The 11,384-nt window shown below is 37.2% G+C and carries 5 protein-coding genes; all 5 read right to left on the bottom strand.

Going from position 1 to position 11,384, the window contains the following annotated elements; translation table 11 throughout:
• Positions 1 to 485: 485 nt before the first annotated feature.
• Positions 486 to 2,390, bottom strand: a complete 1,905-nt coding sequence (locus ACMDB5_RS07220) for a peptide-N-glycosidase F-related protein (RefSeq protein WP_414000329.1) — start codon at positions 2,388 to 2,390, stop codon at positions 486 to 488.
• A gap of 109 nt (positions 2,391 to 2,499) precedes the next feature.
• Positions 2,500 to 5,049, bottom strand: a complete 2,550-nt coding sequence (galB, locus tag ACMDB5_RS07215) for a beta-galactosidase GalB (protein ID WP_414000328.1) — start codon at positions 5,047 to 5,049, stop codon at positions 2,500 to 2,502.
• Positions 5,050 to 5,108: 59 nt separating this feature from the next.
• Complete coding sequence (locus tag ACMDB5_RS07210) at positions 5,109 to 7,373, bottom strand: glycosyl hydrolase family 95 catalytic domain-containing protein (RefSeq protein ID WP_414000327.1); 2,265 nt, start codon at positions 7,371 to 7,373, stop codon at positions 5,109 to 5,111.
• Positions 7,374 to 7,391: 18 nt separating this feature from the next.
• Positions 7,392 to 9,713: a glycosyl hydrolase family 95 catalytic domain-containing protein gene (locus tag ACMDB5_RS07205; RefSeq protein ID WP_414000326.1), complete on the bottom strand. Its 2,322-nt coding sequence runs from the start codon at positions 9,711 to 9,713 to the stop codon at positions 7,392 to 7,394.
• Between the two features lie 283 nt (positions 9,714 to 9,996).
• Positions 9,997 to 11,325, bottom strand: coding sequence for an alpha-L-fucosidase (locus ACMDB5_RS07200; protein ID WP_414000325.1), 1,329 nt, complete (start codon positions 11,323 to 11,325; stop codon positions 9,997 to 9,999).
• Positions 11,326 to 11,384 lie beyond the last annotated feature (59 nt).

Raw genomic sequence — 11,384 nt, 5'->3', positions numbered from 1 at the left:
AGAGCTTATTAATAATCCTGCTTAACCCTGTTTTATTTATATCTTTTTATCAATTTATTTACGAATTTAAAAACAAGAACGATCTCAAAAATAAAATAGTATTTTAAAATAAACACACCAGTACCCACCAGTTTGTGCGTGTTTTTCCCAAAAAAATTATAAAATTAAAACCAAAGACAAAAAAATATAAATACCCCGCTAGCGAATATGGTATTAAATAAAATTCAAACTAATTATATAAAAAACACAACCGACTATACAACAAATAATTACAGCAAAAACATTATTTTTTTCTTAAATAATTAAGTTCAATTAAAAAAAATGTGCTCGCACACATAAATTTTGTGTTGTCGAGCACATATACAAACTGGTAGTATTAATAAATTACTGTATTATTCACTTCTTTTACTAAAAGAAATTGTTTACTTATTAAAATATTCGAAATAAAACATTTCTTAATCAATATTTCTACAACACCACAAACACTACTTATTGAGTCTTCCTTTAAATCTACTTACACCATTCATCAAAACTTCTAATATGATACGTCCTTTGGGTAAATTACCCAGCGAGTATGTCAATAATCCATTCTTAATGGCTGCATATTCATGCTTTTCGTGAACAACTCCATTAACCGTTATCAGGACAGTCATCTGGCTTACTTTATTCGAAACAATGTTTAACTCTGTTTTATCAATAACCAATCGAGGATATAATGAAAAAGCATATTTTGCTTGTGTTTTATCGGCTACAAAATTTTTAGAAGCCGTAAAACTCAGCTTTTCACCGTTTCCGCAATCACTTTCAAATGCATGAATCAAATCTCCTTTCATGTCGAACATACGCAAATAACCATCACCGTTTTGCGGCTCATACCAAAACTGCAAACCGTTTCCAGCGCTATCCGTCAAAAACAATTCATACTTCCCTTCCTTTAGGCTTATGGTATCCTTATAAAGAGTATTGGCTTCAAGATCGGAAGGCAACTTATGAAAAATAGTATCTCCTTTTTCGCCAATCAAAAAGACTTTATTTTCTTTTGGTTTATTATTAGTCAAGAATTCAATAACGAAATTAGTTGGCAAGACTTCCGGAGAAACAAAAGAGGTTATCAACTCATTGTCGCCCATCCAAGCATCTTTACCTCCATTAGGTCTGGAAAGTTTTACAGTGTATTTATTCATTCCTTCTTTCGTCTTAATTTCTCCCGGAATTACAATCTCTGCTGTCTGGTTAAATTTAAGATTTCCTTTCCAATGGAACTCTGCTTTAGGAAAACCCTCTGTGCCATAAGTCACGGTTACTGATTTTAAATTTTCAGAACCTAAATTTCGGATAACGAAACGCGGATTGAAACTTGCTGGATTCAAACGGGTATATTGCTGTTCATTATTCGGCACCATAATCCCATCCACAGCAACATCTACCTTATGTGTTGGCTTTGAATATTGGAATAAATAGGAAGAAATATTTTCAACAGCTTGAATGTTTCCAGTTCCTTCATAAGGTTCCATTTCTAATGAAACACGGTGCTTGCCTTGAGTTGTCTTTACATCTATAATATCTGGAACCTGTAAATCTCCAGGACACCAATAAGCACGATCATAGATCCAAGTACCGCCTTGAGGATAAAGTGGATTGTCGCCACAATCTTTCCACATGTTGCGATGATCCACAGTCTTACCATCAACTTTCAATTCTCTCCAACGCTGGCAAAATTCGCTACAACCCTTTGGCTTATCCATTCCATGTCCCGTATGCTGGATTCGTATACGACTAATTTCAGCACCTGATGCTGCTACATAATCAATCGGCAGCAGGTTTTCTCCTATTTTTTCTTTTGGGTCACCATATTTATAACCTGCATTCCAAAGCGGGGTTATCCCCAATGGAGTAACTACCGGCGGCCCGGAAACAATCTCGAAATCAATAGTCAAGGCCCAACCGACCGTTTTATCCTCATAACCCGAATGAACGTATTCAATATCAACATTGTCTCGAAGTAAGGGTGCGAAATCTGTCACATCAACTTTCCATTGCCATTGCCAACCTTTATTAAAAACGCTTCCATAAGGCGTAAGCATCCGACCTAATTCATAATTTATTGATTCTCCATTTTTATCTTTTTTTCGCAGTTTAATGTGATCTAAATAATCCCAATGTGCCGTATAAAGACTGTCGGGACTCCCTAAAGTTACGATCATGGTCATTTTTCGAATTGGCGTTTTTATTGATGGGAAAATTCCAGGTTTGATATACGATTTTGAACCTGTAGCTGGATCACAAATAATTGTAGTTCGATTGTGTGTAACTACGTTGATTACTTTTGTTTTTTGGGCAAAACCACTAATCGAAACCCAAAAAACCAATAAAATCAGTAAACGTTTCATAAATATTATTTTAACATTAATAATTTCAAACTATGAAGCGCATTTTCCTCCGATTAAAATAAATTAAAATCAAAGAAAAATGCGCTTTCATAAACTCTTTTTGGATTCTCTATTTCACAGAAACATTAACCTTCCCCATTTCTAATCCATTACTTTTAGCTACGACAGTAAACTGACCTTTTTGGCTTTTTTTAGCTTTTACAATTACTAATGCCATACCGTTGAAAGCAGGTCTTTCATGACTTTGAAAAGGCACAAAACTAGTTGCATCTCCATTATCAGTGGCAACGATTTCACCTTCTCCTTCAATAGAAAACTCAATTAATGGATGCGAACGAGGAACCGTCAAACCTTCTTTATCGGTCACTTTTACTGTAATAAAAGAATAGTCTACTCCATCGGCCGCAATCGTATTTCGATCTGCTGACAGAACAAGTTTTGCAGCTTCTGCCGTTGTTTTTACGCTATCAGTCGCCCATTTTTTTCCGTTTTTATAACTTACTACTTTCAATTCGCCCGGAACATATTTTACCTCATCCCAAATCAAACGAAAATCTACTCCTTGTTTTTTTGCTTTTCTACCAAGGCTTTTTCCGTTCAAAAACAATTCAGCTTCATCTCCTGATGTATATACATGTACCGGCGTTATCGAATCTAATCGTTCGCTCCAGTTCCAATGTGGTAAAATGTGAGCCATTGGTAATTCTGGTTTCCATTGTGATTGGTAGCTATAAAAACGGTCTTTTGGAAAACCTGCCAAATCGATAATTCCAAAATAACTACTTCTTGATGGTGGATTTTTCTTTCTAATTTCTTCTAACTTCTTTTCTAATTCAGCGACTTTTGAAGGGTCTGATCTAAAATTAAGCAAGTTGGTGTCATCTGAATTATAAGGAGTAGGTTCTCCTAAATAATCAAAACCGGTCCAAACATATTCCCCTAACATCTTTGGAAATTTTGCATTGGTTCTAAATTGCTCATCCGGCGTACATCCCCAACCTGGATGTGCAGTATCATAAGATGATATTTGCCAATTCTGGTAATCGTTTCCAAAAAAGTATTCTCCACGAGAACTTACAGTAGAAGCGGTTTCACTTCCTAGCGTAGGCATGTCTTTGTAACGAGGATCTGCTTCCCATTTCGCTTGTTGACTGAAGAAATAATTTACTCCCATCAAATCCAATGAAACCGGTGAACCCACTTCACGGCTTGCATCTGGGTCATTATATCCATTAGAAACAGGACGAGTAGGATCTTCTCTTTTAACAATATCAGCCAAATGTTTGGTCAATTCTACATTTCTTTGTTCTGGAACTTCATTTCCTATAGACCAGATAAAAACCGAAGGATGATTGCGATCGCGATGAATCAAAGCTTTTAAATCTTTTTCATGCCATTCGTCAAAAATTTTATTGTAATCATTTTTCTTCTTACCTACTTTCCAGTTATCAAAAGCCTCATCCCAAACTAAAAAGCCCATTTGGTCCGCTAATTCCAATAACTCCGGAGCAGGAGGATTATGTGAAGTACGCAAAGAGTTCACTCCCATTTCCTTTTGGATTTTTAATTGTCGTCTCAAGGCACTGGTATTAATGGCAGCTCCTAATGCACCTAAATCATGGTGATTACAAGTTCCATTAATAACAACTTTTTTACCATTCAAAAGAAAACCTTTGCTTACCGAGAATTCTATAGTACGAATCCCGAAAGGTGTATTATAACTATCTACCACTTTTCCGTTGATACTGATAGTAGTTTGCGCCACATAGCGATTCGGACTAACAATATCCCATAATTTTGGATTCACGACTAAAGTTTGAGTCTCAGTAACCGCATTCGAATTTGGATTCACCTCTACTAAAACCGCCTTTGTTGTGGTCACTTTTTTCTTTGGTTTGTTATTTTTATCCAATTCGAAAAAGCTCGTTTGCACTAAAGCATTCACTTTTTTTCCGGATTGATTATCGACAGTAACCGCTAGTTTTACCGTAGCTTTTTTATTCGTAACCTCAGGTGTTGTAATATAGGTTCCCCAATGTCCAACATGAACCGGATTCGTTTTTACCAACCATACATGGCGGTAAATCCCAGCTCCCGGATACCAACGAGAATCCCAGTTTTCGGTATCAAGACGCACCGCTATTATATTTTCTTGACCCGGTTTAATGTAAGGCGTTAAATCCATACGAAATGAACTGTAACCATACGGCCAAGTTCCAACATACTGTCCGTTAAGCCAAATCTTGGCGTTAGCCATCGCTCCATCAAAATCGACAAAGATTTGTTTTCCCTTATCGGCTGCAGGAACATTGAAATGCTTGCGATACCAACCAATTCCTCTCCAAGGAAGCTTACCTGTCTCACCTGTTATGTCGCTACGGAATGGTCCGCTAATAGCCCAATCATGAGGCAAATCTAGTTTTTGCCATGAGGCATCGTTCTGATTTGCGCTTTCCAAATTTTTTGGTTCCTCTATTCTTGTTCCGTCGGGTTGTAATCCGTAACGGGAAAACAACCAGCCCTGATCAAAAGATTGGGTATCGACAGCACCCATTCTTTCAATAGACGCACTGTTTTGTGCTATTGTTAAAAAAGGAATAGACAAACTTATTCCTATTAGTACTCGCATTAGTAATTTCATTCCTTGCTTCTTTTTCATAATTTATATTTATTATTCTATTCTATATTTTCAATTATAATTTTCTTCCAATTCCGGTATTATTTAACCATTGTGGTAACTTCTTTTAGCTCACCGTTTACCCTTACTTTTACACGATTGGGTTTGGATGAATATATTTTATAATCACTAACTTTTCCATCACTCCAAGTACAATCAACCTCATAACCACCTCTAGCACGAAGTCCTGAAAACGAACCTTTTGCTGCCCAATTATTTGGAATAGCCGGTAGCAAATGAATTTCATCCGTATGACTTTGCAATAGCATTTCGGTCATTGCAGCTGGAATCCCAAAATTTCCATCCATTTGAAATGGCGGATGGTTACAAAACAGATTAGGCAAAGTATTATAGGTAAGCAAACCACGAATCATAATTCCGGCTCTTTCTCCTTCACCCAAACGCGCCCACAAAGCAGCTCGCCAAGGCCAAGTCCAGGATCGGCGACTATCACCAACGGTAGATTCAGCTGTAAAAGGAGTATTCTCATTTCTTCCATAATTACCACTACGACTGCGCAACGAAAGGATAGCTGCTTGCGCTAATTCTGGGTTTTTAGAAATACTGATCTGACGACCTGGATAAACAGCAAATAAATGTGAAGTATGACGATGCTCATCATTAGGGTCGTCACGATCTTCCTGCCATTCCTGTAATTGCCCCCATTTTCCAATTTTATTTGGTGCTAAATGCATCTGCATATCAGCTACTTTGATTTGATAATCCAAATCAATGTTCAGTACTTTGGCCACTTCGAGATAATTTTGAAATAAATCCCAAACCAACTGTTGATCCATCATCACTCCATCTTCGCGAGGACCATGTTCCGGAGACCAACCATTAGGTACCATCAATGATCCGTCAGGCATAAGCTTTAGATTGTCTTCCCAATACTGACAAATTTCTTTAATTATAGGATAAGCCGTTTGCTTCAAATATTCATTATCCTGAGTAAAAGACCAATGTTCATAAACATGTTGCGCATACCAAGCACTGGCTGGAATGTTCCAATCCCAACCGTTTCCTCCAAAAATACTTTGACTTGTTCTGGCAGTCCAACCACGCGTATTTTCTCCAAAAGCTTTTCGGGTAGCAATACGACAAGATTCCTGAGCCGCCACTATGAAATCGATTAGCGGAAGCTGGCATTCAGAAAGATTCGTTGATTCTGCTGCCCAATAGTTCATCTGCAAATTGATGTTATTGTGGTAATCACTAGCCCAAGCCGGAGTATTGCTGTCGTTCCACAACCCCTGCAAGTTGGCAGGCAATCCGCCAGGACGAGAACTACTTGCTAATAAATAACGACCGTATTGAAACATCGTTTCTTCTAAATCTGGATCTTCGGAAAGTTTTTGAGTTTTTTCACTACCATTATTCTTCTCAACAATGGTGTTTTTCCCTGCATAATGTTTTAAACGTTCGTCAGTTGGCAAAGCCAATAAATCTGGAGATGTTGTACCAATATCTATTGTCGCCCTTCCCAAAAGAGCCGATAAATCCGTTAGATGATTCTTTCGTAAGGTATTATACGGTTTAGTTTGGGCTGCAGCCAATTCTTTTTCGATTAAAGGCATCGGATTATTTCCTCTCCAATCCGTTTTAAAGTCTGCCTTATAATTTGTTCTAGCATCAAGAAGCAAGGTCAATGAATTGCAATTTTCGAAAACCAAACTATTACCTTCAACTTTTATTTTCCCGCCATTATGCTTAATACTTAAAACTGCCGCATATTTTAGTTTATTGGGCATTTCACCCTCGAAACTTATACTCTTTTGACTCGCTTTACTTATTGCTCCTTGAGCCGAAGTAAGGGAAATTTTGCCTGAAAAAGCTTTCTTCTTATCGGATGAATAATTAAAAACGATGACCTGATCAGGATAACTGGCAAAAGCCTCGCGTTTATACTGTACCCCATTTTGAATAAATGAAGTTTGATGAATACCATTCGAAATATCTAATGAGCGACTGTATTCAGTTGTTTTATTCTCATTTACAAAATCAATAGTGATTTCTCCAAAATTGCGATAAGAACCAAAACCATGATCTCCAGTTTCGTACTCTCCATCCCAATTATTATCTCCTGACCAAAGACTTTGTTCGTTAAACTGAATTTTTTCTTGGTTTACTCCCCCGAAAAACATCGCTCCCATCCTGCCATTCCCAATAGGTAAAGCCTCGGCAGACCACTTTTGTGCGGGCTGTTTGTACCAAAGTTTTAATGGCTCCTTTTTTTGGGCATAAATTCCTGTCGAAAAAAGGAATCCCAAAATAAAAAAGGAAAGAAGATTTTTTGATATGCTCATTTATAGGTTTTCGAATTATTATTTTTCATATTTTATCAAGTAAACTTTCTCTTGTTGAGTTGGAAAAATTATTAGGTTCTCCTTTATTTTTGGAGTTATTGGTTTACCGTCTTCGGTTACAATTGGTTTCTTTCCATTCCACGGATTTTCAATAGTACAAGTCCTTCCCTTGTCACTCTTTATTTTTATATACTGAACCTCGCCATTTTTCTTTGCCGAAGAAACGAGAAAAGCACCGTAAGTCCTCAAGTCTTCAAAACTGGCGTCTCTATTTATTGGCCATGCCGGAAAAACACGAATCATTCCCTCATAGCTTTGCAACAACATTTCGTTTATACAGGAAGGAACTGCACTAAGCGTTTCCATCATTCCTCCTGGCTGAGCAATCAAGAAATTAGGCAAAGCTGATTTAGCAATCCTCTGCTTTAACTTTTGCAATACCTTTTCAGGATCATAACCTACCCTAATAGCAGTTGTAAAATAGGTGTCAAAACCACTGTTTAAGTTCCCCCATCCGGCATCATCTCCTGGATTAGTATCCCATCGTTCCACTTCTTGGCGTAGGATTTCGGCAAATTCAGGAGTCGATTTTACACCTGTAATATCTGATGGAAACACTAACGAATAAGCCATTGTCCTGCCAAATCCTGGCTTTGTTCTTTTTTCATTACCTGATCCAGTACCTTTATCGGCAGCTTTGATGCGGATCTCTCCATTGGTTTCAACCGTTGGAACAGCCGGTAAATGTTCTTGAATATGAGTCCATTTCCCTATTCGATCCTTATCGACATTAAGGAAAGTACACATCTCAATAATTCCTTTACAAAACATCTTCAATAATCCCAAAGTTTTGGTATTATTAATATCTCCAGACTTCAAGTCATTTCTCCAATTTTCCGTCCAAGGTCCTACTTCCCAAAAATTATCATTATAATTATTGTACAGTCCTTTTTCATATTTAAGGTAATCTTCCCAAAAATTAGCCACTTCTCGGATAAAAGGATAAACCTTCGTGACATACCTCTTATCATAAGTATGGTAAAAACGTTGGAACATATTTACTGACAACGAAAGCGCATTGCTTCTTTGTCCGCCAAACATCTGTCCGCCTTCAATGTTCAAGTCTTTAATCCCATATTTATCCATCATATCTTCTTCGGTAAGCGGATACATTGCAGACGAAAATCCTTTTGGCCCAATTCCCATTGGATAATAAACCCCGCGAACCTCCATCAATTCCTTGGCATGTTCTTTTGCCTTTCCCATATATTCAAGAATAGGTTTATCATAAGGTTCCGTCAATTCAATATGATTCGAGGAATAGGCTCCCCACCATGAAGCTTGATAATTTTGGCTTGTATGGTAATCCCCTTCCCAAAAACGTATTGCATCGGCAGTGATAGGATTTCCTCCCATTGCAGGAGCAAAGTTTTTATTTCTGCTAGAACATGCCAGCAAATACTGTGAACCGTAATAATATTTTTCTAATTCCGGATCACCAATATCAATACGAGATTTTGCCCAGAAATTTTGCCAAAACAGATTATTTATATCATTCAGCTTTTTGATAATTTTTGGCGTACAATTTTTTGCTCGGTAACAAGCCGTATTTAGATAATCCTCATTTTCAATATTGGTAGCAACACCAATAACGACCGTTACCTTTGAAGAGGGATTTAACACAAAAGATTTACCGCTTGCATCAAAAACATTCATTGCCAAAGCAACATGTGAAGGCCAATCCAATTCAGGGGAATCAAAATGGCGCGTGGCATAAAAAACACCTTCTTTTTCTCCCGATTCGTTACGCGATTCAAAACCAGTTTGCGACCAAATATCCAATGTCACATTGCATGATTCTCTACCCGATGTAAGCATCTCAATAATTACCACATTGTTGTCTGCAGGTACAAATGCTTTAAGCGTGAAAGTGAGTCCTTTTTTCTTAAAAATCACATTGATATTCCCATTAGCGAGTACCTGCTCTGCATAAAAGGTTGCTCCTTTTAGTTCGGGAATCGAAATATTTAATCCTCCAGGCAAAGTTACACCTCCATCAGGATATCCTTTTTTAGCTTTCCAAAAATCATTTTTAGAAATATAAATAGTCTGTTTATCTGGCGTTCCGCCAAAAACGATTCCCACATCACCATTGCCAGCAATAGGAGCATCAGGAGCAGAAGCAGTAGGAATTAGCTTAGCAGGCGAAGTAAACACCCCCTTGTATTTTGGAACAAAAACTTTTTTTGGGCGTTGAGAATACACTGACTGTACCCCTAAACTGAGCAGAAAAAAAAAGAATAGTTTAATAAAAACAGGCGATTTGGGAATTAAATTCATTTTCTATAATATTATTAATCAGCCTAACATAGCATTTTAAAATATTTATGTTATGGCTCAATAGATTTTAAAAGACGAAAATAATGGACATTCTTATGAATCCAAAATAGAAAGCTTAATTTTATTCGTTTTCAGCTTGTTAAAATTTTAAAATGTGATTGCAAACAATTGCGGTTACTGCGTCAATAATTTTCCCCAACCCTCTGCGTTAATCGATTAGAATTAAAAACAAGCACTAAGCAGCAAGCAAAAAACCAAAAATTATACTCAAAAATTTTTTCTTTTATTTTAAACCTCCTTGACCCGTATATAATTTTATAGGCTTGTCTAATCTAACTTTCAAAACAGTTACATATTTATCTAATGCTGTTTCAGGCAAATCAATATAAACCAATCCCGGAACTGGGCTCCAAGAGATCTTACCCACAACTTTATGTGTCAGCTTAGCACCGCTTCCTACAGCAGTTATACTTTCAATTTTATTATCTAAACCTTTAAGCATTAAAGGTCCGCTAGCTTTACCATGCACGAATAAATAAAGAGTAGTACTGTCTTTTGACAAGGTTGTAGGTCCATAAAAATGTCCTTGTCCAATACCTGCTACCGTATTAAAAATTGCTTCTCCATTTCTTTTGTTCCAAGCTCCCAATTCTTTGAGTACATTAACCGCTTGTTCGGGAATGGTTCCGTCTTCTTTTGGACCAATATCCAAAAGCAAATTCCCACCATTGGCAACCGCATCCACAAATATGGTTATTACTTCATAAGGTGTTTTCCAATTCTGATCCTGTGGCTGATATCCCCAATTATCATTAATCGTCATACACAATTCCCACCAATTAAAACTAGGCCTATTAACCGGGAAATTTTGCTCAGGCGTATCATAATCGCCATAACCTTGAAGTCGTCCGTTAATAATTGTAGTTGGATTTCGGGACAACATAATCTGACGGGTTTTCTGTGATTCCCATTCTTCGGCAGTATGCTCCCAATCTCCATCAAACCACCATAAATCAGGATTGTATTTCTGGCTTATCTCTTTTATTTGTCCTTGGAAAAAATTCCTGAACTTATTCCAACGTCCATAATCATTTGCCACTGCATAACGGGAACTGTCTTTTAGAAAACCCGGATAATCCGAATGTGTCCAATCGATCAATGAAAAATAAGCCCCACATTTTATGTCGCGTTTGCGCAATTCTTCAAAGAAAGGCTTTACCACATCCCTTTTTGCCGGTGTTGCCTTTACGGAACTAAGATTGTTTAGCTTGGTATCATACATCGCCACTCCATCATGATGCTTGGTTGTAATGACTGCATATTTGGCGCCACTTTCCTGAATCAAATCTGCCCAATGAGCCGGATCATAATTCTTAAGCGTAAATCCTTTTAATTGTTTCATGTAATCGGCATGTGAGATTTCTTTGTTGTGAAAACTCCAAGATTCTCCAATTCCTTTTACTGAGTAAATACCCGTATGAATAAAAATTCCCAGTTTAGCATCGGCGAACCATTGCATCTTCTCTTTAATTGAATTAGGATCAATTTTGGATTGTGCATTTGCACAAAAAACAGCTCCACTAAAAAGAGCCCACATTATTACTTTTTTCATTTGGTTAGTGGTATTAGTTTTTTTAATTAATGAGATTTCTCTATTCGCCATTCGTTTGG

Source organism: Flavobacterium sp. W1B (assembly GCF_047344965.1).
Classification (GTDB): Bacteria; Bacteroidota; Bacteroidia; order Flavobacteriales; family Flavobacteriaceae; genus Flavobacterium.
This window is presented reverse-complemented; position numbering and strand designations above follow the sequence as displayed.

Bases quoted from the DNA above. Each gene is read 5' to 3' on its own strand.
- ACMDB5_RS07220 (WP_414000329.1), bottom strand. From the start codon at position 2,390: ATGAAACGTTTACTGATTTTATTGGTTTTTTGGGTTTCGATTAGTGGT.
- galB (WP_414000328.1), bottom strand. From the start codon at position 5,049: ATGAAAAAGAAGCAAGGAATGAAATTACTAATGCGAGTACTAATAGGA.
- ACMDB5_RS07210 (WP_414000327.1), bottom strand. From the start codon at position 7,373: ATGAGCATATCAAAAAATCTTCTTTCCTTTTTTATTTTGGGATTCCTT.
- ACMDB5_RS07205 (WP_414000326.1), bottom strand. From the start codon at position 9,713: ATGAATTTAATTCCCAAATCGCCTGTTTTTATTAAACTATTCTTTTTT.
- ACMDB5_RS07200 (WP_414000325.1), bottom strand. From the start codon at position 11,325: ATGAAAAAAGTAATAATGTGGGCTCTTTTTAGTGGAGCTGTTTTTTGT.